The 25,280-nt window shown below is 45.2% G+C and carries 22 protein-coding genes and 1 pseudogene; 8 read left to right on the plus strand and 15 right to left on the minus strand.

Annotation, left to right across the window (positions count from 1 at the left end):
• The first annotated feature begins 111 nt into the window (after positions 1-111).
• Both QUB04_RS22325 and QUB04_RS22330 read left to right on the plus strand, forming a co-directional pair.
• Positions 112-948, plus strand: coding sequence for a metallophosphoesterase (locus QUB04_RS22325; RefSeq protein WP_333287704.1), 837 nt, complete (start codon positions 112-114; stop codon positions 946-948).
• A gap of 13 nt (positions 949-961) precedes the next feature.
• Positions 962-1,171: a hypothetical protein gene (locus QUB04_RS22330; protein ID WP_333287706.1), complete on the plus strand. Its 210-nt coding sequence runs from the start codon at positions 962-964 to the stop codon at positions 1,169-1,171.
• 29 nt (positions 1,172-1,200) lie between these two features.
• Here the strand turns inward: QUB04_RS22330 and rppA are convergent, their stop codons facing one another.
• Positions 1,201-1,887: a two-component system response regulator RppA gene (gene rppA / locus QUB04_RS22335; RefSeq protein ID WP_333287708.1), complete on the minus strand. Its 687-nt coding sequence runs from the start codon at positions 1,885-1,887 to the stop codon at positions 1,201-1,203.
• A gap of 59 nt (positions 1,888-1,946) precedes the next feature.
• A complete protein-coding gene (locus QUB04_RS22340) occupies positions 1,947-2,597 on the minus strand; it encodes a glutathione S-transferase family protein (protein ID WP_333287710.1) in 651 nt (216 codons plus the stop codon).
• A gap of 55 nt (positions 2,598-2,652) precedes the next feature.
• Between QUB04_RS22340 and QUB04_RS22345 the strand changes: the two genes are divergently transcribed.
• Positions 2,653-2,844: a hypothetical protein gene (locus tag QUB04_RS22345; protein ID WP_333287712.1), complete on the plus strand. Its 192-nt coding sequence runs from the start codon at positions 2,653-2,655 to the stop codon at positions 2,842-2,844.
• 164 nt (positions 2,845-3,008) lie between these two features.
• Here QUB04_RS22345 and QUB04_RS22350 read toward each other — a convergent pair whose 3' ends face one another.
• Together QUB04_RS22350 and QUB04_RS22355 are read right to left on the minus strand one after the other, a co-directional pair.
• Positions 3,009-4,085 carry an RNA-guided endonuclease TnpB family protein gene (locus tag QUB04_RS22350; RefSeq protein ID WP_333287714.1) on the minus strand — a complete coding sequence of 359 codons (1,077 nt, stop codon included), beginning with the start codon at positions 4,083-4,085 and terminating at the stop codon, positions 3,009-3,011.
• 9 nt (positions 4,086-4,094) lie between these two features.
• A pseudogene (locus QUB04_RS22355) lies at positions 4,095-4,749 on the minus strand (IS607 family transposase).
• 552 nt (positions 4,750-5,301) lie between these two features.
• Here QUB04_RS22355 and hisG point away from each other — a divergent pair.
• Complete coding sequence (hisG, locus tag QUB04_RS22360) at positions 5,302-5,946, plus strand: ATP phosphoribosyltransferase (RefSeq protein ID WP_333076539.1); 645 nt, start codon at positions 5,302-5,304, stop codon at positions 5,944-5,946.
• A 424-nt stretch (positions 5,947-6,370) separates the two neighbouring features.
• Here the strand turns inward: hisG and QUB04_RS22365 are convergent, their stop codons facing one another.
• The 3 genes from QUB04_RS22365 to QUB04_RS22375 form a co-directional block, all read right to left on the minus strand.
• Complete coding sequence (locus QUB04_RS22365; protein ID WP_333287716.1) at positions 6,371-7,837, minus strand: response regulator; 1,467 nt, start codon at positions 7,835-7,837, stop codon at positions 6,371-6,373.
• Positions 7,838-8,064: 227 nt separating this feature from the next.
• A complete protein-coding gene (locus QUB04_RS22370; RefSeq protein ID WP_333287718.1) occupies positions 8,065-10,278 on the minus strand; it encodes an ATP-binding protein in 2,214 nt (737 codons plus the stop codon).
• Between the two features lie 1,105 nt (positions 10,279-11,383).
• Positions 11,384-12,097, minus strand: a complete 714-nt coding sequence (locus QUB04_RS22375; protein WP_333287719.1) for a DUF1997 domain-containing protein — start codon at positions 12,095-12,097, stop codon at positions 11,384-11,386.
• A gap of 121 nt (positions 12,098-12,218) precedes the next feature.
• Here QUB04_RS22375 and QUB04_RS22380 point away from each other — a divergent pair, with 121 nt between their 5' ends.
• Together QUB04_RS22380 and QUB04_RS22385 are read left to right on the plus strand one after the other, a co-directional pair.
• A complete protein-coding gene (locus tag QUB04_RS22380; protein ID WP_333287721.1) occupies positions 12,219-12,878 on the plus strand; it encodes an NAD(P)H-binding protein in 660 nt (219 codons plus the stop codon).
• A 300-nt stretch (positions 12,879-13,178) separates the two neighbouring features.
• Positions 13,179-14,465: a glycoside hydrolase family protein gene (locus QUB04_RS22385; RefSeq protein WP_333287723.1), complete on the plus strand. Its 1,287-nt coding sequence runs from the start codon at positions 13,179-13,181 to the stop codon at positions 14,463-14,465.
• Positions 14,466-14,587: 122 nt separating this feature from the next.
• Here QUB04_RS22385 and QUB04_RS22390 read toward each other — a convergent pair whose 3' ends face one another.
• The 3 genes from QUB04_RS22390 to QUB04_RS22400 form a co-directional block, all read right to left on the minus strand.
• Complete coding sequence (locus QUB04_RS22390) at positions 14,588-14,980, minus strand: hypothetical protein (protein ID WP_333287725.1); 393 nt, start codon at positions 14,978-14,980, stop codon at positions 14,588-14,590.
• A gap of 696 nt (positions 14,981-15,676) precedes the next feature.
• Positions 15,677-15,925: a hypothetical protein gene (locus QUB04_RS22395; RefSeq protein ID WP_333147297.1), complete on the minus strand. Its 249-nt coding sequence runs from the start codon at positions 15,923-15,925 to the stop codon at positions 15,677-15,679.
• Positions 15,926-16,096: 171 nt separating this feature from the next.
• Positions 16,097-16,441: a Dethiobiotin synthetase gene (locus tag QUB04_RS22400; RefSeq protein WP_333147299.1), complete on the minus strand. Its 345-nt coding sequence runs from the start codon at positions 16,439-16,441 to the stop codon at positions 16,097-16,099.
• 208 nt (positions 16,442-16,649) lie between these two features.
• On the opposite strand from QUB04_RS22400, the gene QUB04_RS22405 reads away from it, so the two are divergent.
• Positions 16,650-18,158, plus strand: a complete 1,509-nt coding sequence (locus QUB04_RS22405; protein WP_333287727.1) for an SGNH/GDSL hydrolase family protein — start codon at positions 16,650-16,652, stop codon at positions 18,156-18,158.
• Positions 18,159-18,411: 253 nt separating this feature from the next.
• Here the strand turns inward: QUB04_RS22405 and QUB04_RS22410 are convergent, their stop codons facing one another.
• The 5 genes from QUB04_RS22410 to QUB04_RS22430 form a co-directional block, all read right to left on the minus strand.
• Positions 18,412-19,224: an MlaE family lipid ABC transporter permease subunit gene (locus tag QUB04_RS22410; RefSeq protein ID WP_333287729.1), complete on the minus strand. Its 813-nt coding sequence runs from the start codon at positions 19,222-19,224 to the stop codon at positions 18,412-18,414.
• Between the two features lie 226 nt (positions 19,225-19,450).
• Entirely contained in the window at positions 19,451-20,491 is a 1,041-nt protein-coding gene (locus tag QUB04_RS22415; RefSeq protein WP_333287731.1) for a patatin-like phospholipase family protein, read from the minus strand.
• 157 nt (positions 20,492-20,648) lie between these two features.
• The gene (mtnB, locus tag QUB04_RS22420) at positions 20,649-21,269 is read right to left on the minus strand and encodes a methylthioribulose 1-phosphate dehydratase (RefSeq protein ID WP_333287733.1); all 621 of its coding nucleotides are present in this window, start codon (positions 21,267-21,269) and stop codon (positions 20,649-20,651) included.
• Between the two features lie 259 nt (positions 21,270-21,528).
• The gene (locus tag QUB04_RS22425) at positions 21,529-22,392 is read right to left on the minus strand and encodes an HAD-IB family phosphatase (RefSeq protein ID WP_333287735.1); all 864 of its coding nucleotides are present in this window, start codon (positions 22,390-22,392) and stop codon (positions 21,529-21,531) included.
• Positions 22,322-23,143, minus strand: coding sequence for a Crp/Fnr family transcriptional regulator (locus tag QUB04_RS22430; RefSeq protein WP_333147312.1), 822 nt, complete (start codon positions 23,141-23,143; stop codon positions 22,322-22,324). The genes QUB04_RS22425 and QUB04_RS22430 overlap by 71 nt, the downstream gene beginning before the upstream one ends.
• Positions 23,144-23,497: 354 nt before the next feature.
• On the opposite strand from QUB04_RS22430, the gene QUB04_RS22435 reads away from it, so the two are divergent.
• On the plus strand, positions 23,498-24,607 hold the full coding sequence (locus QUB04_RS22435; RefSeq protein ID WP_333287737.1) for a DALR anticodon-binding domain-containing protein: 1,110 nt from the start codon (positions 23,498-23,500) through the stop codon (positions 24,605-24,607).
• The last annotated feature ends 673 nt before the right edge of the window (positions 24,608-25,280 follow it).

Below are 25,280 nucleotides of genomic sequence, written 5' to 3' on the forward strand. Positions count from 1 at the left end.
AGTCATTAGTCAGATGACAGAAGAAAAAGGGAAGAATATCTAGTTTTGCAGTCTTGCTTGTTTATTTGCTAAGCTAGAGGTGGCGCTCTCTCATCAATAAACTTTAGATTTATGCACAGGTTATTAACTGGGAAACTGCGAATAGAGTATTTAACAATACCGATCGCTAATCTTCCAGCAAATCTATCCGGTACTAAAATTGTACAGCTTACGGACTTTCACTATGACGGGGTGCGGCTGTCGGAATGGTTGCTAGCAGAGGCGATTGCTGCGGCCAACGAAGCTGAACCCGACATGATTTTTTTAACTGGTGACTTTATTAGCTACGATCCCGCACCTATTTACGGCTTAGTGCAGCGATTGAAAAACTTGCAAAGTCGAGTGGGAATTTACGCGGTTTTGGGCAATCACGACCACTATTTACCGGGGGCAAAAACAGAGGTTGCTAATGCTTTAAATAGCGTCGGAATTCGGGTTTTGTACAACGAAGCAATCTATCCTTTGGGGTCTGAATTGGCTTTAGTTGGGCTGGCTGATTTTTGGTCGGGGGATTTTGCGCCTAAACCTGTAATGGCATCCATAAATCCCGCGATTCCTCGCATTGTCTTGTCTCACAATCCTGATACTGCTGAAAAGCTGCAAAATTGGCGAATTGATTTGCAGTTCTCTGGACACACTCACGGCGGTCAAATCGTTATTCCCGGTATCGGCCCTTTGTACGCTTGGGTCAGAAAAATTGGCTATTTTATTCCTAAACGAATCCGAAAGTTCATTCCTTTTCTGTCGGCTTGGGATCGAGTAGTTACTCACTGGGAATGGGCTAGCGGTTTGCATCAGGTGGGGAGTAATTTGCTGTACGTGAATCGCGGTTTGGGGACTTATGCGCCGGGAAGGCTATTTTGTCCGCCGGAGGTGACAGTAATTACTTTGGTTTGTCAAGAGACGTAAAGGCTGGTTTAGGGTGTACGCTTTCCCGATAATAGATAATATAGCCGAAGGAAAAAGGAAGTTCGGCAACGGATTATGTAACGGATGTAACGGATGTAACGGATGTCAGGAAGATGGAAGTTCGGCAACGGATTATGTAACGGATGTAACGGATGTAACGGATGTCCGTCGGAAGAAGGAAGAAGGAAGAGGGAAGAAGGAAGAAAGAAGAGGGAAGAAGTAAAAATGATTGTTGTACAATTTATATTATTTTTAATTTGCTTCTCCAAAGCGATAGCCTCTGCCGTAAACTGTGTGAATTAGCACCGATTCGCCTGGGGCTTCTATTTTGCGGCGCAGCAGGCGAATTTGAGCGGCTAATACATTGCTGCTGGGTTTTTCTGCTTCACTCCACAAATACTGGTGGATTTGTTCGTGTGTTAGCAATTGACCGGTATGGCGCATTAAGTATTCTAATAACTGACATTCTTTTTCTGATAAGTCAATTGTACGATCGCCCCGATAAGCTAATTGATTGTCGTAGTCTAGCTGTAAATCTGCAACTTGCAGCCGCCCGACAGCAACCTCGGCATCAAAAGTAGGAGGCCGCCGCAGTAATGCGCGGACTCTGGCTAGCAGTTCTCGCAGTTCAAAAGGTTTGACTAAATAGTCGTCTGCACCCGCGTCGAGTCCTTGTACGCGATCGTCTACGGTATCTTTGGCGGTGAGAAATAGCACTGGCGTATTCCGTCCTTGCGATCGCAACTTCTGGCAAATTGCGAGTCCGGTTTGTCTCGGCAGCATCCAATCCAAAATTAGTAAATCGTAATTGCCCTGCATGGCTAAATTGCTGCCACTTGCTCCGTCAAATGCCACATCAACTGTATAACCTTCGCGGCTTAAAACTCGACTCAAAGGGTCAGTCAACTCAACTTCATCATCAACTAAAAGAATCCGCATCCTGATTTCATATTTGAGACTTAAAATTTGATATTTTAAGTTAAGTAAACTGATTTTTGCTAATTTTTCAAGTGGGCAATACTTTCCGATTCGCTGCAAGCTGCTGCTACCCATTCCTGGATGGCAGGCAAGGCCAAAATCGCATCCGCATAAGCTTTTGCTACTGAATCTAATTTGACTCCGTAGGTGATAAAACGCATCACTACTGGGGCAAACATAGCGTCAACAATTGTGAATTTCCCGAACAGCATATCGCCGCCTGTGCCGAATTTTGGCCGGCATTCGCGCCAAATGGCAAAGATGCGATCGATCTCTGCTTCTACACCGGGAGTCCTTCCTTCTCCCGGATAGCGGTTGCGGCAGTCCATCGGCATATTTGCGCGCAAATTTAGGAACCCTGCGTGCATTTCCGCACAGATGGAACGGGCGATCGCCCGTTCCGCTACATCGGCCGGCCACAAATCATTAGCAAAGCGTTCTGCAACGTATTCGCAAATTGCTAAAGATTCCCACACTTTCAGGTCGCCGTCGATTAAAACTGGTACTTTTCCCGATGGAGAATAGCGCCGAATTTCCTCATGGGTTGTAGGCCAGTCTAAGGGGATTCTCACCTCGGCAAATTCAAGTCCCGCTTGTTTCATCGCCAGCCAAGGACGCAGCGACCAAGAGGAATAATTTTTGTTGCCAATAACAAGTGTCAATTCGGTCATAGTTTAGCTGTCAGCTATTGGCGATCGCCCGTTAAAGTTTAAGTTTTAGAGTTGATTGAATACACAAAAGCGTGACACACAATGGCTATCGCGCGTTAGCGAAGCCCGCCCCTACGGGGGCTACGCCAACGAAGAGGATCGCCGCGTTGTCTGCACCAGCCTCTGCAAGCATTTTACATTAACAGCCTCCCAGGGTTCCGCGTTTTTCTGCAAACTTCGATCGGGGGGCGCGATCGAACACGCTTGATTCCACATGAGATGAGAAGCCTCTGTCCCTGGGAACCCTAGCCTGGTTAGCGCTAGGTACAGCTACTGTATAGTCCATTTCCTGCTACACAAATACTAGACAAGTCTAGACATTTGCTTCTTACTTCATCGGGAGCATGGGAGCGGTTATCCCTCAGTAAGCTTTCACGGTTTAGCCAACCGCGATAACATAATTGCTGCGTTTAAATCTCTGTCCATCGAATGACCACAACTTCCGCAGTTATAAGTCCTTTCTTTGAGTGGCATATCTTGGATGTGTCCACAGTTTGAACAGGTCTTGCTCGACGGGAACCATCGGTCAGCAACGATTATTTCACAACCAAACTTTTTAGCCTTGTACTCTAACTGGCGTTTGAATTCATGGAATCCACAATCAGCTATTACTTGAGCTAGTTTATGATTGGCCAACATCCCGGAAACGTTCAAATTTTCTACTACTATTTTTGCGTGGTTTTTGCATAAGTAAGTAGTGATTTGATGCAGAGTATTTTTTCTAAGATTTGCTACCTTAGCGTGATGTTTTGCTAATTGAATTTTGGCTTTATATCTATTCTCAGAGCCTTTGACTTTTCTGGCAAGAACTTTTGACAACCTCTTGAGTTTTGCGAGATGTGCTTTGTAGTGCTTTGGGTGAGGAAATACTACGCCAGTTGAAAGTGTAGCTAACTCTTTGACTCCCAAATCAACTCCTACAACATCATGACTTTTGATTGTAGGTTCATGCTCTTGTTCGTAGGCAAATGCGATAAACCAACTATCGGCAGTGCGCGAAATGGTAATTGACTTGCAAGTTGTGTGAGGCAATCCCTCGTGAGTTTTTACCCAGCCGATTGTCGGCAACTTTATAGATGTACCGCCCACAGGGATAGGCTTGCCACTCGCATCAATAGTGAAAGAATCGTGATGCCCCTTCTTCTTGAATTTGGGATAGCCACCTTTTTTTGAGAAGAATCTAGAGAAAGAATCCCCAAGGTTATCAAACGCATATTGGGTAATTTTTTGGCAAATACCTGCCTCTTTAATCCACGTAAACTCAGGTTTTACGTGGTTGTTAAAGAATTTCTTGAGGAGGTATTTATTTGGCTTCAGTCCATCTTGATAAAGATTACTCCAAGTAGCCAAGCCCCAATTATAAGTAAACCTTGCTATTCCAGCGTGTTTACTCATAACTGTTGCTTGGCTCTTGTTTAACTTTAACTTTGTTTTGATGGATAAAAGCATTGTTCGACCTCAACACTGTATTTCTTGATTGCTCAATTTTGCCAGGTCTTGTACGGGCTTGTCAATAGCATCTTTTAGGTTTTCTTTGAGCTCTTTGGAGTAATTTCGTAGACCGTATAGACGGCAAGAGAAGCAGTGGATTATCGCCATCAAATCTTCTACTAATTCATGCTGGGGGGACAACGATAATTGATTGGCGACTACAATTTCGCATCCAACCGACGTGGCAAGCTCTTGGATGAATTCAAAAGCAAAGCGACACATTCTGTCTTTGTGTGCAATTACAATTATTGATATTTCACCTTTGAGCATTGACAGCATGATTGCTAGAAACTTTTTCCTTTTAAAATTTAGTCCGCCCCCAATTTCTGACACCCAATCATCAACTGTTAATCCTCGACAAGGGCAGAAAGCTTCCATTGCCAGCATCTGATTTTTGAGTTCCGGCTTTTGCCCGCTGGATGAAACAAGGGCGGTAAACGACCGTTTTTCGGTTGGCTTCTATGGGCTTCAATCCGTTGGCTATCAAGAGATCATCTTCGGTGTAGAACCGATGACCTGACAGGGTGCGCAAGGCTTGCAACTTCCCTGAAACGTCCCAACGTTGGAGTGTTTTTACTGACAATCCCAGCTTTTTTGCGAAAACGCGCGAGCTTAAACACAATGGTACACCGCATATTTGTCTATAAGTGTATCATTTTGTCTATTTATTCGCTACCTAGGGACTAGCTCCCTCTCTACACCACCGCCTGATACCAATTTAATGTGAAGTTGCACATATCTCGATCCCCCTAAATCCCCCAGGTTGTTGGGGAGTAGGGGTTGACTTTGAGCGGAATCTTGTCCCCCCCTTAGTAGGGGCGGCGCCAAGAGTGCCCGCCCTCTTGGCTAGGGGGGATCGGATTCTATGCAGGCTCATAAAAAATTGGTATGAGAGGATTTCATCTACTGTAATTTTTTTCAGGGAATCCGGGTCTACACTGTGAAAATTTCCGTCAAATTCTTGATTGTTTTCCATACCGACCGCCCTTGAAAAACGTGACGAAATAAAAACTTACTAAATATAATATATACCCAAACAAATGATCTAGCAATACCCGAAATTTATTTCTCGCTATGAACTCTATGTGTTATTCTGAGTTTGGTAAAAGCTGTTCCTGCTTAGGCCGCGCTCGCCCCCTTCTAAAATTTAGAAATTTACACTCTAAAAATTGACATGATTACTGTTGCACTTCCAAAAGGCGGATTGTTAGGAGATAGCATTCGGCTGTTTAAATCGGTTGGATTAGACTTCAGTGCTTTTCTCGATTCCTCCAACCGACAACTTCAAATTTATGACCCGACCGGCACTGCCAAAGCTTTGCTAGTAAGGACGCACGACGTGCCGGTTTATGTGGAATACGGTCAAGCGGATTTGGGGATTGCTGGCTATGATGTTTTGCGGGAAAAAAAGCCGAAAGTTGCCAATTTAATTGATTTAAAATTTGGCAAGTGTCGGCTGTCGGTGGCGGTGAAGGAATCTAGTTCTTATCGACGAACTGTGGATTTGCCTCCTCACGGTAGAGTTGCTTCTAAGTTCGTACACTGTGCAAGAGAATATTTTCACAATTTGAATTTGCCGGTGGAAATTGTGCCGCTTTACGGTTCTGTGGAATTGGGGCCGATTACGGGTATGTCGGAGGCCATTGTGGATTTGGTTTCGACTGGCAAAACTTTGCGGGAAAATGGTTTGGTGGAAATTGATGTTTTGTTTGAAAGTTCGGCTTATTTAATCGGTCATCCTCTGAGTTACCGTTTGAATGCGGGGGGGGTGAATGAGTTGATCGGGAAGTTGAGAGAGCAAGTTTTGACGACTGTTTGATGGTCTAAAATTAGAGTGCTTTGATTGGTTCGTAGATAAGTAGGGAAACGGCATTGCCCATTGGCGTCCACTTAAGCTGTCAGTCCGCCCAGTCCTTCCGTCCGCCCGTCAGTTCGCCAGGGAATGAATTCCACGGGGCTTATAGCTAAAGTCCTCTCAAAGAGGACTGAAGAACTCATTAGTCCTATGCAAGAGGACTTTAGCTTTGAGGTTCTTGTTTCAACCCCTGCCGGACTATTAGTTGTACGTTAAGTTGATACTAAACGGCAATGTCGTGTCCTACTCCCGGCGCCGGACACGGCATTGCCGTGCCCCTACAGATGCTAGCCTACTTTTCAGAATTGGTATAGGTTGGTAGCCAGGACTTTAGTCCTTATTTGCGGTAAAAAAGAGGACTGAAATCCTCAGTACGAACTGGTTCTATTTAGTTGATTTCTGAGCGGTTACTTACAGGTATAAAACCTAGTTTTTCCTGGCAGCGGGTGATATAAAAACGGACGACTGTATCAGCAGGATTTTGTTCGATGAGTTGCTGAAAATATCCCAAGGCGGCGACAAATCTTTCGGATTGCCATCCTTGAATTCCTTTGTCAAATAAGCCCTGGGTAAGCTGCTTTGCCTCAGAGTCGGGACAGGAAGCGCTCCAGATTTCGTAGATTTCAATAGCTTCCTGCTTGCCGCGCGGGGTTACTCGATCGATCCAGCGATAGTAATAATTGTTGCTGGGCAAATGGCTGTCAGCAGCAGTCGCCCCAGAAGTAGAAATAATACTCTCCTGTGTTTCCACTTCTAAGTCGCACTTTAATAATAGACTTTCTTTTGAGTTTGAGTTGAGACTTATGCCATTTAGAAATTCTCTCGCATGAACAATGGCATTTTCGCTAACAATAATTTGGCAGCCGTATATTTTAGTTAAATTTTCTAACCGAGAAGCTGTATTTACCACATCGCCGATGACTGTAGAGTCCATGCGGCGATCGGAACCTAAAGTGCCGATCATGCCGATACCTGTGTTAATTCCCGTACCAATATTGACGGGAGATTCTAAATTGTATTGGTGGCGACTGGCATTAAATTCTTGCAAAGTTTCTTGCATTGCTACTGCGGCTTCGATCGCATTCATCGCGTGAGAATTTGGCTGGTCAAATACTGCCATGATTGCATCGCCTAGGTATTTGTCAATAAACCCGCCGTGAGACGTTATGCAGTCGTTCATTTTAGTAAAAAAAGCGTTCAACCATTCAAAAGTCTCGCGAGCTTGTTGAGATTCGGCGATCGCAGTAAACCCGCGAATGTCACAAAATAAAACAGTCAGCTCTTCTTCTGTGGCATTGCCCAACTGAATAGATTCTATTCCTTGTGGCGCAATTCGCTCCAGAATTTGCTCTGGCACAAATAGCTGAAATTTTTCTGAAAGATATTCGTTGGCTTCCCAAGCTGCGGCGATTTGGCGTTTGCTTTGCTCTTTTACCTGCTGGTTGAATTGGGAAGATACAGCTTGCGATCGCATTTGACTCAACTGCAAAATATTTTCAACTTTTGCCAGCAACAAACGACTGTTAAAAGGCTTTGTCAAATAATCATCGGCCATCATTTCTAACCCTTTGATGCGAGACATATCGTCATTGAGGGCAGTTAAAAAAATCACCGGTACAGTTTGCAATGCCGTATCCTTCCGCAGGATCTCGCACACATCAAAACCGTCCATCTCCGGCATCATAATATCTAGTAAAATTAAATCGGGTCGAGAGGCGCGGGCAAGCGAGAGCGCTTCATGGCCAGATAGCGCTGATACTGTAGCGTATCCTTTCAGGTGCAATAACTCTTCCAGTAAAGTCAGATTAGCTGGCTCGTCATCAACCAACATGATGCAGGGCGACTTGTTTGACATGGAATATGATATAATATATCGAATTTAGCTCGGAAGTTGCGCGTGAGGAAGCTCGAAAACTGGTTGATTGGTATATTTCTCCTTACTAAACTCGATATTTTTTCGTAGGAACAGGCTTTCGGAGGCAAGTGCGGGCAAGTCATATAGATATTTATCTACTCTTGAGTTTAACCTTTGTTGTGATCAATTATCATAAATTGCAGTGCTGGAACTGCAAATAATTATTGTTAGCCGAGAAAAGAACGGACAGTAGCGATCGCCAAATTCAAATCCAGTGGCTTGCTCAAATAAGCAGAAGCGCCAGCTTCCAAACATCGATCGCTGTCACCGGGCATCGCCATCGCCGTCACCGCAATCATCGGTACCGAATCCCAGACAGGATCTGCTTTAACTCGGCGCATCAACTCAAAGCCGTCAACATCCGGCAACTGAATGTCCATCAAAATCAAATCCGGCAGCAACTCCGGGGAACCAGAGGCGGCGAGAATACGATCGGCCATCGCCTTCCCATCGGCGAGTATCTCTACCCCGTACCCCTCCAATTCCATCACCTCAGAAATTAACATTTGGTTAAAAGGCTGGTCTTCGACAACCAAAATCCGCTTCCTGGCAATTGGTAAAGCAATCGCAGAAGCAGGAACTAACTTGGTATCCAAAGCACAAGAAGCAAAGTTTCCCAACTGTTGACGCATCTCCGTCAAAGGCAGCCAAACGCGGAAAAGACTTCCCCGATCGCAAACAGATTGAAAAGAAACAGTTCCCCCGTGCAATTCTGCCAATCGCTTAGTCAAAGCCAAACCCAAACCTGTACCTTCGTGGCGCCGAGTCAGGGAAGAATCCACCTGTTGAAAAGGTCGAAATAGCAAGTGCCAGCGGTCTTGAGGAATGCCGATGCCGGAGTCTTTCACCTCAAAACAAAAATAAGGAGTGCTGGCATTTATAGGAGAACAATCCGGTCGGTAGTCGCCGTCTATTTCGCTGCCATAGGCCAGACGCCCGCTGAGTTTAACTTGTCCCTGTTCGGGGGTAAATTTGATGGCATTGGAAAGTAAATTAATCACAATTTGTCGCACTCGCCGTTCGTCGAGCCAAACTTTAGTAATACGGTTGTCGAGTTCTAAAGACAAACCGATTCGCTTTTTGTCTGCCCGCGGCTGCATCATTTTCAGACAGTCTGTCGCGAGTTCTTGAACGCGAACAGGCTGTAAGTTTAGTTCTACTTTCCCGGCTTCAATTTTAGAAAGATCGAGAATATCGTTGATTAGCTGCAACAAGTGCTGGCCGCTTTTTTCGATCAGGTCTACATAGTTGATTTGTCGATCGCTCAACTGTCCGGCCGTTTGCCGCAGCAGCAAGTCAGAAAAGCCGAGAATGCTGTTGAGAGGCGTCCGCAATTCGTGGGACATTGAGGCTAAAAACTCGGATTTCAACTGAGAAGAATACTCTAATTCTTCGTTAACTTGGCGCAGGTTCTCTTGTGTCTGAGCCCGCTCGATCGCCGCCCCCAGAGTCCGGCAAGCAGCCTCCAGCACTTCTTGGTGGACGGCGGCTTGCAGTTTTTTGATGTTGCGGGACTCCAGCGTCAGCACTCCAATGATTGTGCCGTTGGTAGCTGCGATCGGAAAAATGCCCAGTTGTCCGATTCCCGGATGCCGAAATTCCGGCACGGCATTGGGATGTTTGCCATAATCCTCGACAAACACAGGTTTACCAGTTTTCACCACTTCCCACAGCAAACCGATGCCGTAGGGAATGCCTTGATCGAGCAATTCTTGCATTCCTGCGACTACGGGTTCCCCGTAAGTAGCCAAAAATTGACTAGAAACTTGGTTGCAAATCCCCGACGCTTGGCGATCGTTTCCCTTGCCGTTAATCACCTTGACATCTCCGAAAGCTGCATTCATTGCCTCTACTAAATAGGTGAGGGCAAACTGACCTATTTCTTGCAAACTGTCAGATTTTTGCAGGCGTTCGGTTAAACCTAAAAGAAAGCTCAGACGCCTTACTTCTGCGTTCAAGCTAGCTTGGGAGTTTCGGTATACCGTAACGTCTCTAAAGGTAAACAGCCGTCCGCCGCTGTTGGTAATCGTGGCGCACACCTCCAAACAAACCCCATTGGATTGCTCGAAATAAAATGATAAACTTTCATCCTGAGATTTTTCGAGTGCTTGCTGAAACTCTTGCCACTGCTGAACAGACAAGTAACCCCGATCGACAATTTCCGCAAACAGCAAGTGGCACTTCGGCTTTGTTTCCAGCCATTCTGGGGACAGTTGCCAGATTCCGGCCAATTTTTTGTTAAACAAAACTAAGCAGTCAGACGAGTCGAACAGAGCGATCGCATTGTCTACTTGATTGAGAATCAGTTCTTGGTCTGCCCTCAACTGGTGCAAGTCTCTCTCCATTTTCTCTGTGTGTGTAGCTCTTAGTTTTGTTGTCATAACTTTCTACGGATATGGCAAGAGTTCTTTGATAACTCTTTACTTAATGTTACATAATTTTACGTTTTTGGGCAGTGAGGGCGATCGATCTGCCTTGTGATCTGAGACACTTGCTAGTTTCGGAGGGCGATCGGAACCCGCTTTGAACTGCGTCGGCTACATTGCTTAATCATGAGGCAATAAGGAGGGAAAGCATTATGACAGAAGCAGAATTTTTTAATAACAATGCTGTCGAAGTTGATGGCATCTGACTTGAAACTATTGTGTCCAACCCTGTGCTAAATTGACCCATAATAAAAACTAATTCCCGTGATAAGAAATCAGCATATAGCAATCCTAAATAATTTGTGAATTTCCTACGGACTCCCAGCGGGTTCGGGTGGGGAAAAATTTTACGACTCCTGCAAGGACTGCTATATGCCAAATGCAATCATGACCTTACCCTTAAATTTTATTAGCAATAACTTGGTTATTTGGATTAACTGCTCAAGCAAGTGTTGGATTCAAAAACATAGGCATAAGGCGCGCACGGATCACCCGGAGACAGTGATATCAGTTTCAAAAAAGCCAATGTATGCTCGTGAACCCAACCCATACACAATCAGTTATTCCCAATAATTTAATCTAAAATTGTGCGACTGAGCGCTCACGCCGAAGTCTAAAATCTAAAATGGTATGAGTTATGACGATCGCACTTCTGAGTAAGGTGTGCAGTGCACACCCTACAAATGTGAGTTAAGCTAATCCGCATTTAAATTGCAGAGTAAAATAAATCTTTACTCTTATGGGGAGTAGGGGTTTGGGCAGGAACTCCCGCACTTAATATCGTTTCCGGTTGTATCGGAATGATTTAACCGCAGAGGGCGCAGAGAACGCAGAGGGAGAGAATACAGAGATGAATAATTCCGATGCTACCGGATTTGATATAACATACAATTTAAACTCACATCTTGCACCCTTGTCAATTAGCCTTTTCAGCAACAGGCTTTCCGGCCTGTTCCACAAGAAGAAAATTTATCTTTTGTGGAACAGGCCCGACAGCCTGTTTTTGAGAATGGTGCAACCTCTCAATTTAAATGCACAACAGCTTAGGGCGCAAGTCTCGTTAATGTTTCTTAGGATTTTTCGGAAAAGGAATGCCCAAACTTTCGTGAAAAACAACCTGAGTTTTATAAGTCAAGCGCCGGTTAACTTGTTTGATGATTTTTTCCAAAAGCGCATCGCCGGTTTTTTCTATTAAAGGTTGAGACATCGATCGAATAAACTTGGGAAAGCAAACCCCCACAGCCAAATCCAGCTTCCAAGTAGTAATGGTAATCGCAGGCGGCAGCTTAGCACGTTCCGAGCTCGGCCAATCGGCGGCAAACTCCTGAGACGGTATCTCCACTAGCTTCATTGCCGATCGAAAATCCACTTCATACCCAGGGGATGTATAATCGGGAACCGGGATTGTCTTAATCAAATAGCACCCTTCAGCGTCAGGCGGCAGCAACTCTAAACCAATTCTTGCTTCAACACGGTAGCCGAAAGCCCCAAAACGCCCGATTAATAAATCATAGCCGTTTTCGCCGATCGGCTGGGCCTTCATCGGCGAAGCGCAGTGGCAAAACCAACTCTTGTGGTTGTTCAAATGGTTTCCCACCGTCTCCGCATCGGCGTACATCTCCATGCTGTCTTCAAAATGCGTGTGAAACCAAATCGGCTCAACTTCCTCTGGTGCCTCCGCGCTTCCACTTTCGGGCTGTTGGACACTCGCATCTGGGTAGTAATTTTCGTCAGAAGCTTCAACAGTTTGATATTCAGCGGAATCGTGCTTCATATTATGCTCTCCTGTTATACACGCCAATCAATCTGGTTGGGGATGTGTTAAGGAAGTTTCCTCCCTACAATTGAGAAATTGATAGTAACAAAACTTACCCTAGTTCAGCATAACTCGACTTATGAAAGCATTTGTAGCAGGAGCCACAGGTCAGACTGGTCGCCGAATCGTCGCAGAATTAGTCAAGCGAGGTATTCCCGTGCGCGCTTTAGTCCGAAATCTAGACACAGCTAGACAAATTTTACCACCGGAGGCTGAGTTAGTGACAGGGGATGTATTAAATGCGACTTCCCTGCGCGATGCCATCGGCGATAGTACGGTATTGCTGTGCGCGACAGGGGCGGCCCCTGGTTTTGACCCCACAGCCCCTTACAAGGTGGATTTTGAAGGTACTCAAAATTTGGTGGATGCAGCTAAGGCTAAGGGCATTGAGCATTTTGTGCTCGTGACTTCTCTGTGCGTCTCTCAGTTTTTTCACCCGCTGAATTTGTTCTGGCTGATTCTGGTTTGGAAGAAGCAAGCCGAGGAGTATTTGCAAAAAAGCGGCCTAACTTATACGATCGTCCGTCCGGGCGGTCTCAAAAATGAGGATAATTCAGATGCGATCGTCATGACTGGTGCGGACAAAATGTTTGAGAGCAGCATTCCCCGCACCAAGGTAGCCCAAGTGTGCGTGGAGGCGCTGTTTCAGCCGACTTCTCGCAACAAGGTTGTGGAAATTGTGGCTAAGCCGGAGGCTCCGCAAAAGAGTTTTGAGGAGTTGTTTGCCAGTGTGATTTGATTGAATTAGCATCGCTTGGGTGCCCAGAAACCGGGTTTTTTCACGAAAATAGCCGTTGCAGCCAGCAGCAAAGGTAAAAAACCCGGTTTCTTTAGTCCCAGGTAGCGAACAAAGAAACCGGGTTTTTTTACCGAGATTGAGGGTTTTAGGCAAGTTTTTGGTTAAAAAACCCGGTTTCTGGGCATCAGCGCGCAAGTCCCATCAGTACAAACCGCAGGGGAATTGCCAGTTTTCCGATCGCCAAATCTGGCAAAATCTTAATAGTTTTACTATTCGCCCTTAAACTTTCGTTTTCTCAGCATGAAAACTCTCAAGTGGCCAGCTTGGTTCCCCTATCCGATTTCGTGGTTAAGGGCATTTGCTCTCGCTCAGAGTTTTAGTTTTGTCCTTCGCAGGGGCATTCCTTTTGTCAGCGACGATATCGGCTTTCTGACTCTACTGCTGGCGGCTTGGCTGATTCAGTTGCCTGTGTTTTTTGTTTGTCACTTTTTAGCAGTCAAAATCTTAAATCCCTTACTAATTATGCTGCCGGGGCGCTTTCGCGTTGCGCGCAAGTTCAAGCGCCGGCATACGGGTATTCGATCGCACTTGCGAGAAGGCTTGAATGCTGTTGTAGTGATTTTTTTTGCCTTTAATCTGTCGCTGTTGGTGCAACTTGCGATTTTTTATTGGCCCGCGCGAGCGATCGATCCTGCTCAGTTACTAACAGGAATATCTACTCTGACAAATGTTGCCGTAGCCGGTGAATTAGATTTCTGGCTGATTAAATTGGCGGGGGTTTTATCGAGTCTAACGCTGGTAGCCGCGCCCCTATATCAATACGATTTTCGGGTGCGCCGGATGCGGGCGGCTCGAAAATTAGCCGAATTTGCGGAAATGGAAATGACTTTGCTAGAAGCTGAGAAATTAAGCCGTCGAAAAAAAGGTTTGCTGAGGCGATCGGAAATTCAAATCCTGGGATTTCTACTTTTAATCGGCGCTGTGATTGGCGGCGGTGTTTTTTTGGTTGCTAATTTGCGGGGAAATCAGCAGTTATCGCAGTCGGTAAGCGGGCGGGGAAAATTCCCGCCGCTGGCTATTAAAACGGGCGATCCTTACATTCGAGCCCTGATGCGTACTATTTCTGCTAGCGAGTCGAATGTTTCTCGGCCTTATCACGTTGTTTACGGTGGCAAATACATATTAGATTTGAGCCGCCATCCTGACTGGTGTGTGAGGATTGTTAATGGCCCGAATCGGGGCAAGTGTACTACGGCAGCGGGCAGGTATCAATTTCTGACTTCGACTTGGAAGGAGAAGGCTAAGCGCTATCAGGCGCGTCGTGCTAATTTTTTATTCTGGGAAGATTACAGTTTTGAACCAGAAGATCAGGATGCTGTGGTTTATGCTTGGTTGAGCGATCGCAAGTTTTGGAATGCTGATATTCCTGAGATGTTGCGGCAGGAAAGATTAACTGACGTGTTGCGGATGCTTTCGGGAACTTGGACGAGTTTGGGATATGGAATTGAGAACAATTCTATGAGTTCTCGTTTGCCGAAAGTCTACCGGGAAATGCTGCGGGAAGAATTGGAAAATTCTGGTTCTTAGGGAGTTAAATGTTGGCTGTTGAGGGTTGACTGTTGACTGTTGACTGTTGACTGTTAACGAATGTTATTGGTTATTAACCAACCAAAGGGATTAAGAAATACCCACTAATAAATAACGAATAACTAATCCTTCAAGTTTGGTAAAAAGGCTGTCAAACATTTGTACAATTCTAATCCCGGCCCTGCTTGCAGCGGATAAAGCTTGTCGAAATTAATGGGGTTTCCCGGTGCTAATTTCCACTCGGTTTGCTGTGCTGTTTTTGGGGAAATTTCGATCGCTACCGTGATGTTAATAATGTTGTTGTGCTGGGGGATGCCCCGGAAGCAGTAACTTTTGCCCGTGCGTTTGTCTGAATCGCTGCCGGTGATGTATCTGTCTTGTTTGCGAAATTGGATTTCTCTGAAAGGTCGATCGAGCACAAAGGAGTCTCGGTAGCGGTAGTCTCCGTCGCGCAAGCTTTCGACAGTCGGCTTGATTTGACTTATAACTGTTGCTGCACTAAGAGTTAGCATCATTGATCCGCGTTCCTCCTGTGAAATCGGTGATTTGGGTTGCTGGTGTCTGAGTCGCTATGGGCGATCGGCTGAAACCAACCCGCCCTGTAACAAATTAATAAAAGCCGTTAAGCAGTTTAAGTTGATCCCTAGCAATCGTGAATAATTATTTCAGGGTTTCCTCTCGGTTATTTATCTGAGTAATAATAGAAACATACAGCAAGCCGTGAGAAATTTTACGGGCGCATATTTAGGGATTAATTGACAATACTGCGAGGATACTGCTATGTTTTGCGTGACGCGAGAAACCGGAAATTCCCAACGGCGAGGCTCTTTCACCTCTGCGTCTAAAAGTACCCCTATTCTGCGAGCGCGAGTTTACAAAGATGAGGCTCTGGTGTCGGCCACGCTAGCGGGGCTGCCAGCTCTTTTGGCATCCCTCGAAAGCTTTCGCGAGCAGTAGAACTTGGCATTTTCTATTGCTATATATGGCGCTTTGATGTTTGTGATAGCGGCTGCCAACCGACCAATGGCTGTTTTGATTGCACCTAAAATTATCCTCGATTTGAGTAGAGTTTTGCTGTGCTGAACTATTGCAGGACTCAGAAACCTGGTTGTTTACACAAAAACATTTTTACAGCCCTTTGTTATGGTATGAAAAATGGTATAAAAACCAGGTTTCTTGGTATCTGTCCGTAAGTCTTGTGTTAACAAAATTTATTTGTCAGTGTCATCGGGTGCGATCGATCCCTCTACCTCTTGGGAAGAACGGCTTAACATAGAGTCGTGCAGGTGTTCGCTGTGCTGCCGTTCTTGAGCCATTAATTCTCTGGCTTTTTCTTCAGCAATTCCCTCCCCATGTGTTTCTAGCTCGTGGGAGGAACGGTTGAGCATAGATTCGTGCAAGTGTTCGCTATGCTGCCTTTCTCGTGCAATTAGTTGTCTAGCTTTTTCTTCGGCGTTCATGGGAGTCTCTCCAAGTGTTTGTGAGAACTGATTCTTATATTAAGATGCCACAATTCGAGGGTAAATGTAGCAAGATTAACATAAAATTTTACAAATAATTGTAGAAAAAAATGTAGAAAAAAAATTGAGTTTACTGGCGGTGGGTATCGGGATCGGTGGTAGCCGAGCTAATTATTGCCAGACGCCGGAAAAGATATTCTTGACTGCGATCGCAATTCGATTTAAGTCTTCCTTCAGCAGCGGCGGCCAAGAAACTCCTCTGCGGAGTCCCGATTCAAATTGCTGCAAACCTTCTACTGACAGTAAATGCAGTGCCGAGATCAATTGTCGATCGAGCATTGGAGATTCTTGCAGCCCTTCAAACAATATTTTTAAAGCTAATAAAATCGATGTCACCTGTCCGGGTACGGGCGGTTGACCTTGTTTGAGACGCATCAGGAAGGCGTCGGGATTTTTCTTGGTTTCCAGGGCGGTTCCTTGGTCGATCAGAAAACTGCGGGCTGTTTTGTAATCCATTTGACGTGCGATCGATCGGAGTGCAATTAATTAGCTGGCATTATATCACTTTTTGTCGCGCTCAATTTGGTAATATATTTCCATACAGCCTACACTACAGCTACTCGTGAGGTGGGCCCCTAAGCACGCTACAGCTACTGATTAGAGGCGTAGCATTCATCCCACAGTCGCATTGAGCGAAGTGAAACGGACAGGGAAAAATAAAACAATGGCAAAACACCAAAGAAATAGCAGAAAATCCAAGATTTATCGCTACTTGTGGCTGCTTTTTTTGTGTCTGAGCTTTCTGTTAGTTCCGCTCATCAAAAAAATAGCTGCCGATACGCCATTCCCCCCACCCGCTCCTATTGAAAATAGTGCTACTTTTGGAGCGAAGATTCAAAGGACGATGGGGCTACTTGCGGCTAGCACTCCAACAAACCGCCGCCAAGTGCGTATTCTATTCTACGGTCAATCCATCACAGAACAAGATTGGTGGAAAGATGTAGTGAAGGATTTGAGACAGCGATTTCCCAATGCAGATTTGATTGTGGAAAATCGGGCGCTCGGAGGATTTGCAGCACCGATTTTAATCCGTCCCAGCGAACACGATTTGTATCCTTTTTATCCAGACTTGCTAATTTTTCACGTCTACGGAGGCGGTGAAGATTACGAAGCCCTAATTGCCAATGTCCGCAGCCGCACTGCTAGCGAAATACTCTTGCATTCCGACCACATCGACTGGATGCCGACAGGCAACAGCGACGATCCAAATTCAGTCAGCAGATACGAATGGCACAATACTCATTCTACTCAATGGCTGCCGGAGTTGGCCGATAAATACGGCTGCGAAATCGCCGAAATTCGCGAACCTTGGCGCAGGTATTTGAAAGACAATCGCTTGCAGCCACAACAGCTATTGAGGGACAACATTCACCTCAACGATTGGGGAAAGTTTCTCCTAGCTGCTCTCATAAAACCGTACCTGCGATACAAGCCAAATTCTCCTCAACCGCCGCAGGATTTAGTGAAAACCTATACAGTTGGCAGGGATGTTAAATGGCAAGATGGCAAGTTGGTTTTAGAATTTGAAGGAAATAGAATAGATGCGATCGCCGATAAAACCTTCAACGGCAAGGCAATTTCTGCTAGAATTGCGATCGACGGCAAAAAACCCTCAGAATTTCCTGAACTTTACAGCATCACCAGACCCAGCGTTAGTCTTGGCGTCGGTTGGCCGGCAATCATCCAAATATCAAGTCAAAAACCCCTAATCGTCGAAGATTGGAAAGCCATAATTACTGAGATTAACAGCGACGCTAGCAAGTTTAAATTTGACGTTGTAGGTTCTAAAACAGGTTACGACGGCAGCGGTACAAACGACGAAATGTTTGTCTCAAACTCTGGGCGCGTCGTGATTGAACCGAGAAACTGGTGGCTGCAAAATGCCTATGAACACTCTAAAAAACCGACGCCTAAAGGCTTTGAGATTTCCTGGCAGGTGCGACCAATGTTTGTTGATTCATACGTTCCTCCACAAATTACAGATTCAAGCCGCGAGTATTCTACAACATTGGCTCAGAATTTGAGCAACTCCAAACACACCCTCGAAATCGTCCCCGAAACAGATGGGGAAGTTCCTATTGAGGCAATTCGAGTCTATCGCCCTCCTTTCTCCAATCTAAAATCTCAAGTTGAGAGTTTTAAACCGCAGATATCAGCGGATGAACACGGATGAACGCTGATGCAATTTTATCAGCGTTTATTTGCGTTCATCTACGGTTTAAAAAATCTTCATGTTATTTTATAGCAATCCTAATGGCACTCGGGTTGATGATTGTTCAAACCCTTAATAATTAAGCATCTTGACTCCTGACTCCTGCTAAGTAGGTGTGCAGAATTAATTACACAATATTTCTACTGAAACCCTTGCCTAGCAAGGAGTCTTTATGTAATTAATTTTGTGTGGTTACTTATAATCGCCAAGATTATCAACTTCTAGGAATCCCCAACTCGTGAAACCTCAACAGCGATAAACATAAATCCGCCACAAAAATCAACACCCAAGAAGTTACCACCGCCGCCGTTGCAGCTTGGCCTACTCCTTTCCCTCCGCCCACCGTCGTCAATCCCCAACCGCAACCGACAAGGGCAATTATTAACCCAAAAATAAAACTTTTAATCACCACATTTACTAAATCCCAAGGCCCCAAGAAAGTTCGCACCGATTCCAAAAATACCGACGGTTCCAAATTATAAAAATGAACCGCTACAAATAGCCCGCCCAAAATTCCCACCGCTACCGAAAAAATTGTTAAAATCGGCAGCATGATGCAGCAAGCTATCACCCTCGGCACTACTAAATAATCAACCGGATTTGTTCTTAACATATACAGGGCGTCTATTTGTTCCGTCACCTGCATTTCTCCTATCTCCGCCGCAAAGGCCGAACCTACTTGTCCCGCCACCACGCCCGCCGTTAAAAGAGGTGCTAATTCGCCGCAAAATGCCACAGCAAAAGCACCTCCCATCGCCCCAACCGCGCCAAAGCGAACCAATTCTCTGGCTGATTGAAATGTAAAAATCATGCCGCCAAAAAAGGCTATTAGCAGCACGGATCTGAAAGAATCCAAGCCTACTGTTACTAAATGTTCCATGATTTTGCGGCGGTCAATTTTGCCTTGGAGTATGCGTAGCAGCACTTGGCCACCCAAGAACAACGTCACGAAAAACCGCTGAAACCACCTGTTATTGAAGGTTTCATCTAAATGTCGATCGCACTTTTCTTGGTATTTTTTAACCAATGACTGAGGACTCGCGATTTATTGCAAACAGGGCGAAGCACTGCCACATAGAGATTTTAGGCAATCCTACAGCAATTATTGCACGATTTGTCAACATATATTTTCAGTCGGCTTGCCCTGCGGTTGGTGTGCTCTACCTTTTTAGACTTTAGATTGGCAGTGATTGATTCTGTGGTAATCATCACTCATTTCCCAATCTAAAATCTAACATCTAAAATCTAAAATCCTAGGACTCCTCCGCAAGTAACAAGTCGATAAACTTATCCAACTGTTCATTATTCTTTTCGGCTTGATCCTTGCCAATTCTCAGCAGTGCCGATATCTTCTCTTCCGAGGCATCATCAATCGGCAGCGGTTGTTCGTGGCTCAAATCGGGAGTAATTCTCAAATATTGATTCGGTCTTTCAACCGCATCATAAATTTGAATTAGTTGATAATTTACAGTTTCCGCAACTCCCGTCATCATGATATTAATCAAAGGCTGAACCCACTCAACTTGACCCCAATTTTTCGCTTCTTCGTAGGGGTATTTTTTCTGAGCTTCTCCTGTCCCCAGCGATAGAATTACCATATCTTTTGCTGTCGGGCCTTTGTCGGAGCGATCGTCGGGAATTCTGAATTTATTTCTAACTTCTGCATAGGCACAAAGTGCGGGATTGTTTGCGAAAACTCCCCCGTCAATTAAAGCGTAGGATTCGTTGGTCAAAGAGCGGATTTTGGTAGGTTCAAAGAAAGTGGGAGCTGCAGATGTGGCTCTGGCGATATCTCTAATAAAATAGTCTTCTGCTGGAAGTTCTTTAGCATCTATTTGATCGAAAAAGTGAGCTTTTCTCCTTTCGATGTCGTAACTGGAAATTAAACAAGGTTTCAGCAGTTCGCTGAGTTTGCAATTTCTAAAGTTTTCCAACAAGAATTGTTCTAAGCGCTCGCCTGGATATTTCTCATCTATCAAACCGTCTATAGATCTGAGTTTTTGCCATAATGAACTCTTAAAAACGTCGCGACCGCTCTCAATCGAAAAATTAACAGCATCTTTCGCTGACCACCGAGGTCTGGTGGGATTTTCGGCATCGGGATACAAATAGATGCAAGTTAAAATTCCTCCCGCACTCGTGCCCGCGATTAAATCAAAATAGTCAGCTATTCTCGCATCTGGGTTGCCACTTGCCTTTTGCAGCTTTGACTCAATGCTAACTAAAACTTGCGCGGGAATAATTCCTCTAATTCCGCCTCCATCTATGGATAAAATTCTGGTATATTTAGCCATTACTGTTGCCTCCTCTGAATGTTTGCTCGTTTCCTACAGTCCGGGATACAAAAAGTGGTTTGAGAAGCTAATCATAGCGGTAATAGCGGTAAGGTGCTTAGGGCGCGCCCTACATAATTCCGCATTCATGCACCGCTCAATCTCAAATCCCAAATCTTCAATCTAAATTTAATTGGCGGGCGGCGATCGTATAGCGAAAAATGTATTCTACAATTTCTACGTAATTGTAGGCGGCCGCTGGCGAGTCGGCCCAGACTGTTATGCCGTGATCGCGAATTAATAAAGCGGGTACAGACGCCGCTGAAACGGCAAAAAAGTCGCAAATTTCCTTGGCTATTTTAGGCACTTCCAAATAATTTGCAAATAGGGGTATCGTCACCTGCGGGTTTTCCTCCCACACCCCCAAACCTTTCAGCATTTCGATCGCAGGTAAAGGCACTGCATCTCCTGCTGTTAGCCGAGAAACTAAATTTGCCTCGATCGAGTGAACGTGATAGCAAGCTTTAGCGTTTGGAAAACAATTGTAAACGGCTAAATGAATGCTGGTTTCGGCCGAAGGGCGGCTGTCGGCAACAGGTTGCTCAACAATAGCACCCTCTGAGTTCATTCTGATAAAATCTTCTTTAGTTAACTGCCCTTTCGCGCGGCCGCTAGCAGTAATCCAAAAAGTGCCATCTGGTAAGCGGGCTGAAAGATTGCCAGCAGTCCCAACCATCCAACCGCGATCGTAAAAATGTTTGGCTGCTGCAATTAAATCCGATCTCAAATCGCCACTCATTCTTTACAAATTCCTCAGTTTTTAATCTACTTTTTACGTTAATAGTGACATTTGGCACCATTCTCAAGAACAGGCAAGATGCCTGTTCCACAAAGAGTAAATTTTCTTGTGTGGTGGGCATCCTGCCCGCTCGTGAAGGCTTATTGACAAGGGTGCAAGATGTGAGTTAATAGGAATTGCCCTGGCTTATATAAACGTAGGGTGGGCAGTGCACACTTTACCAATACACACATAACTTTTCTTGAGAAAGGCTATAGTTTCAATTCCATTTTTGGGACAAATTTTCCAAGACATCAAAAAAATTATCCCATTTAGTATAAGGCTTTTGCTGTTCGTCTAGATACTGGGCAAGCCGATCGCGCGCAAACACCGACGAAGCCTGCAAAGCCATATTAAAATCCGTCAGCGAATCTCCGATTGCCACCTGTTCCTCGGCCGGGTGCTGGCCCATCACCCGCACCTTAGACACCAATTCCTCATCTCCTTCAAACTCAGAATTGACTTGCAAGCGAGGGCCACTAGCGTCCACATCCACAGCGTAAATAACGCTCGCCCGGTGTACCAAATCGCCCATTACCGTCTCTACCATGACCCGAAGACCGCCGGAAACGATCGCAAAATCTACCTTTTTTTCGTCCAAAAAATCCAGCAACTCCAACAATCCCGGCCGCATCAGCTTTCCCCTAGAAAATTCCACAATTTCCCCGTAACGTTCCGAGGGAATAGACTCTAGTAACTGCCGCACTCCCGATCGCAAACTCAGCCTTCTAGCGTATATTTCTGGCATCAGTTGAGACGACAGTTCCGGTGCGAAATACTTGAGCATGGCCACAAAAGTTTCTTCAACAGTTATCGTGCCGTCAAAGTCGCAGAATACCACCCGTTGCTGATTGTTCGGGATTGAAGATTTTTGCTTGTCATCGGTCATTGTCAGTCGCACCTTTCGAGAACGGCAAAAGTTTACACAATTAATCGTACACTGTCGAGCGATCGAGCGCGACTGCCCAAAACTAATAGTGACGCGCTGTTTGTTGGCCATTTCCCGCAGGATTTTATTCAGAATCTTCGAGAGAATCTTCATCTTCCAGGGAATCTTCCAGGGAATCTTCGAGAGAATCTTCATCTTCCAGGGAATCTTCTACCTCCTGCTTGTGGTTTTTTGTCTTTTGGGGGTTAGACTTAGCCGGCAAACAGATTAAATTATCATCCTCAGTATTAATCAAACCTTTCGATCGCAACTTACCCATCAGTCGCGTCACCGTCACCCGCGTTGAGCCAATTGCGCTGCCAATTTGAGCGTGAGTCAAGGCCCAAGGCAGCCGGTAGCCCCGAACCACATCCGGTTCGTCGTCACCTACGTAAGGTTCGCCAAACTCCTCGATCAACAAAGTGAGAAATCCCAACAGTCGGTCGATCGTCCGGCGCTGTCCCAAAGTGCTCAGCCAGAGAAGTTTCCGCTGGTGCTGGTAGCGAAACGCATCCAAAATTTCCCTACGAAAGTGAGGCCAATTATCTAAGTCGTGCCAGTACATCCACACTACGTGAGTTTGATCGGCATGAGCGTAAGCTTGGAGAGTAAACGGAGACTGAGCAACCAGTTCAAAGGGCTGGCCGGCGCCGACGAAGCCCAAAAAAGCTTCTTCTGTAGTTTTGTCAGCGGATTTCGACTTCGCCGCCGCAGCGCTAACTTGAGCGCTACCTACGAGTCGCACAGAACCTTTCTGGACTAAATACAGCAGTCCGGGTCTTGCGGGAATCCGCTCATCTTTGCTAAAAGTCCGGCAGCGGTAGTGTTCCTGGGCCCAGTCGATAATTCGCTGCCAAGTGATAAACGGTCGATCGATAGTCTCTACAGGTGTGGAAGTTGATTGCATAAGGGAGGCTCTGGGATATATTTAAGAGTGAGAAAAACAGCTTCTGCCAGCAGTGCGATACAAAGTGAGACAACCAACCCCCGATCGAGCTTGCACGCTTCTTAACTATGCTGACTTTTCTTAGTTTTACCGAAAAATTTAATGTAGCAAAAAATACATCAAAATGGTAGAGTTCAGCAAAAAATTTGTCGTAAATTATTGTTATTTAGCAAAAAAATCGCTAGAAAGCCTATTAATTCGATGTAGCCCCGATCGGGGGAGCCGATCGACTATCTCTGAGATCAGCAGTTTAACGTACAAGATCAGTGCAAGTGGTAACAGTCGATCGTTGCTCTTACGGTAGGATGAGCCGATATGGATACAGCAAATATGGAGCAGTGCCCGGAAGTTACAGTGAAGTGTTTCTTGCTTTCAAGGTTCCAAAGGGCGATCGCCCAGCAAGAGACACTAGGGGAAATTCCATTAAATCTCATAGGTGGCACCATTCTCAAGAACGGGCAAGATGCCCATTCCACAAGAGATGAATTTTCTTGTGGAACAGGCATCTTGCCTGTTCCTAAACAAGTAATTGAGAATGGTGCAATATTTCCGTTAAATCTCATAGGTGGCACCATTCTCAAGAACGGGCAAGATGCCCGTTCCACAAGAGATGAATTTTCTTGTGGAACAGGCAAGATGCCTGTTCCTAAACAAGTAATTGAGAATGGTGCAATATTTCCGTTAAATCGGAGTAAAGATAGCGCGCGGGTGCTGTACGTGTCTGCGATCGCCCTCAAATTAGCTAAAACTTGGCAGCAGACACCGCAGACAATCGCGGCACAGTTGGCCGAAACACTCCAACCGCTGTGCTACCCGGATTTCGCCGTTAAAGTAGCGCCGGGGGGAATTATTGAGATGGAGTTGACTGATGCAGGTTTAGCCGTCTGGTTGCAGCGTTTAGCTCAAACGAACCTCCCAGTTTCAGAATCTCAAATATTATCTTCTGTTGTGTGTGCCGATCGACTGTTTCCCATTCAGTACAGCCACGCGCGCTGCTGTTCCCTGCTGCGAATGGCCCACCGCGATCGGATAATTGCGATCGCGCAGCCCGATGTCGCTACAGCGCCACAAATTTGGTCGCTGGCGAGTCCAAATCCTATCCCTTGGATTGACGAGGGCGATCGACTGCGGTTAGTGCATCCAGCAGAACGCCGTTTAATATCCCAACTCTTAACAGTGCTAGACAATTTATATCCTACTTTTGACGTAAACAACTGCGAACAACCTGTCAATTATTTCAAATTAGCCAATAGTTTGAGCGACGCATTTCAGATTTTTTACAGCCAGTGCCGAATTTGGGGAGAAGTTAAAATCGAACAGCCAAAACTCGCCCAAGCTCGATTGGGTTTAATATTAGCCACTCAATCTTTGCTGCGATTTATCCTAGAAAATTTGTTTAACGCCATTGCTCCTTTAGAACTTTGATTTTGTTCTCATTTTTAGCAACCTTTATTCATACTAAGAGGTGGGTTTCTTAAAGTTACCTTGACCGAAAGCGTCCCAAATACAACCCCCCGGATTCATCCGTGTAAAAATAAAAAACCTGTATCCGATGAAACTTGCCCCCCGAATTTATCCGTGGGGTCAATTCTTCAATTCTTTAATCTAAAATCTAAAATCTAAAATCGATTGACTTCTTCCATCTGAAAAGCTCTCTGTTTTATTGGGTTCACCATGAAGAACCCAGTAACCTACTGTCGCATAGGAAATTTATAAAAACTTAGCTATAGCCTTTCGAGCTCTCATATGAGGTACTCATGGGCATAGGGCATAGGGCATAGGTCTCCGTGGGCATACCTCACTTTTTTGAGAACCGCTATATTTATTGATTAATTATTAATAATGCAATTAATAATCATTAATCTGTAATTTTGGCATTCTTATTTTTTCTAATTTATTTAAGTAATCTTTTTTTTTACTTGTGAGAGCGATAACTTTTAGCTCAATACGGTTCAGTTAAGCTCGCTCCCCCCTACTAGCAATCCTTAAAAATAGGGATATCAGAACTTACTCAAAGTCCTCCTTCTTAAGCTATGCTTTATAAGGATCTTTCTTAACAAGAAAGTTGACAAAAATAAACATCTATGATGTTAAACGA

This window comes from Microcoleus sp. D2_18a_B4 (assembly GCF_036702475.1).
In the GTDB taxonomy this organism is placed as follows: Bacteria; Cyanobacteriota; Cyanobacteriia; order Cyanobacteriales; family Microcoleaceae; genus Microcoleus.

Coding starts and splice junctions, on each gene's coding strand:
- QUB04_RS22325 (WP_333287704.1), top strand. CDS start 112: ATGCACAGGTTATTAACTGGGAAACTGCGAATAGAGTATTTAACAATA.
- rppA (WP_333287708.1), bottom strand. CDS start 1,887: ATGCGGATTCTTTTAGTTGATGATGAAGTTGAGTTGACTGACCCTTTG.
- QUB04_RS22340 (WP_333287710.1), bottom strand. CDS start 2,597: ATGACCGAATTGACACTTGTTATTGGCAACAAAAATTATTCCTCTTGG.
- QUB04_RS22350 (WP_333287714.1), bottom strand. CDS start 4,085: ATGCTTTTATCCATCAAAACAAAGTTAAAGTTAAACAAGAGCCAAGCA.
- hisG (WP_333076539.1), top strand. CDS start 5,302: ATGATTACTGTTGCACTTCCAAAAGGCGGATTGTTAGGAGATAGCATT.
- QUB04_RS22365 (WP_333287716.1), bottom strand. CDS start 7,837: ATGTCAAACAAGTCGCCCTGCATCATGTTGGTTGATGACGAGCCAGCT.
- QUB04_RS22370 (WP_333287718.1), bottom strand. CDS start 10,278: ATGACAACAAAACTAAGAGCTACACACACAGAGAAAATGGAGAGAGAC.
- QUB04_RS22375 (WP_333287719.1), bottom strand. CDS start 12,097: ATGAAGCACGATTCCGCTGAATATCAAACTGTTGAAGCTTCTGACGAA.
- QUB04_RS22380 (WP_333287721.1), top strand. CDS start 12,219: ATGAAAGCATTTGTAGCAGGAGCCACAGGTCAGACTGGTCGCCGAATC.
- QUB04_RS22385 (WP_333287723.1), top strand. CDS start 13,179: ATGAAAACTCTCAAGTGGCCAGCTTGGTTCCCCTATCCGATTTCGTGG.
- QUB04_RS22390 (WP_333287725.1), bottom strand. CDS start 14,980: ATGATGCTAACTCTTAGTGCAGCAACAGTTATAAGTCAAATCAAGCCG.
- QUB04_RS22395 (WP_333147297.1), bottom strand. CDS start 15,925: ATGAACGCCGAAGAAAAAGCTAGACAACTAATTGCACGAGAAAGGCAG.
- QUB04_RS22400 (WP_333147299.1), bottom strand. CDS start 16,441: ATGGATTACAAAACAGCCCGCAGTTTTCTGATCGACCAAGGAACCGCC.
- QUB04_RS22405 (WP_333287727.1), top strand. CDS start 16,650: ATGGCAAAACACCAAAGAAATAGCAGAAAATCCAAGATTTATCGCTAC.
- QUB04_RS22415 (WP_333287731.1), bottom strand. CDS start 20,491: ATGGCTAAATATACCAGAATTTTATCCATAGATGGAGGCGGAATTAGA.
- mtnB (WP_333287733.1), bottom strand. CDS start 21,269: ATGAGTGGCGATTTGAGATCGGATTTAATTGCAGCAGCCAAACATTTT.
- QUB04_RS22425 (WP_333287735.1), bottom strand. CDS start 22,392: ATGAAGATTCTCTCGAAGATTCCCTGGAAGATTCCCTGGAAGATGAAG.
- QUB04_RS22430 (WP_333147312.1), bottom strand. CDS start 23,143: ATGCAATCAACTTCCACACCTGTAGAGACTATCGATCGACCGTTTATC.
- QUB04_RS22435 (WP_333287737.1), top strand. CDS start 23,498: ATGGATACAGCAAATATGGAGCAGTGCCCGGAAGTTACAGTGAAGTGT.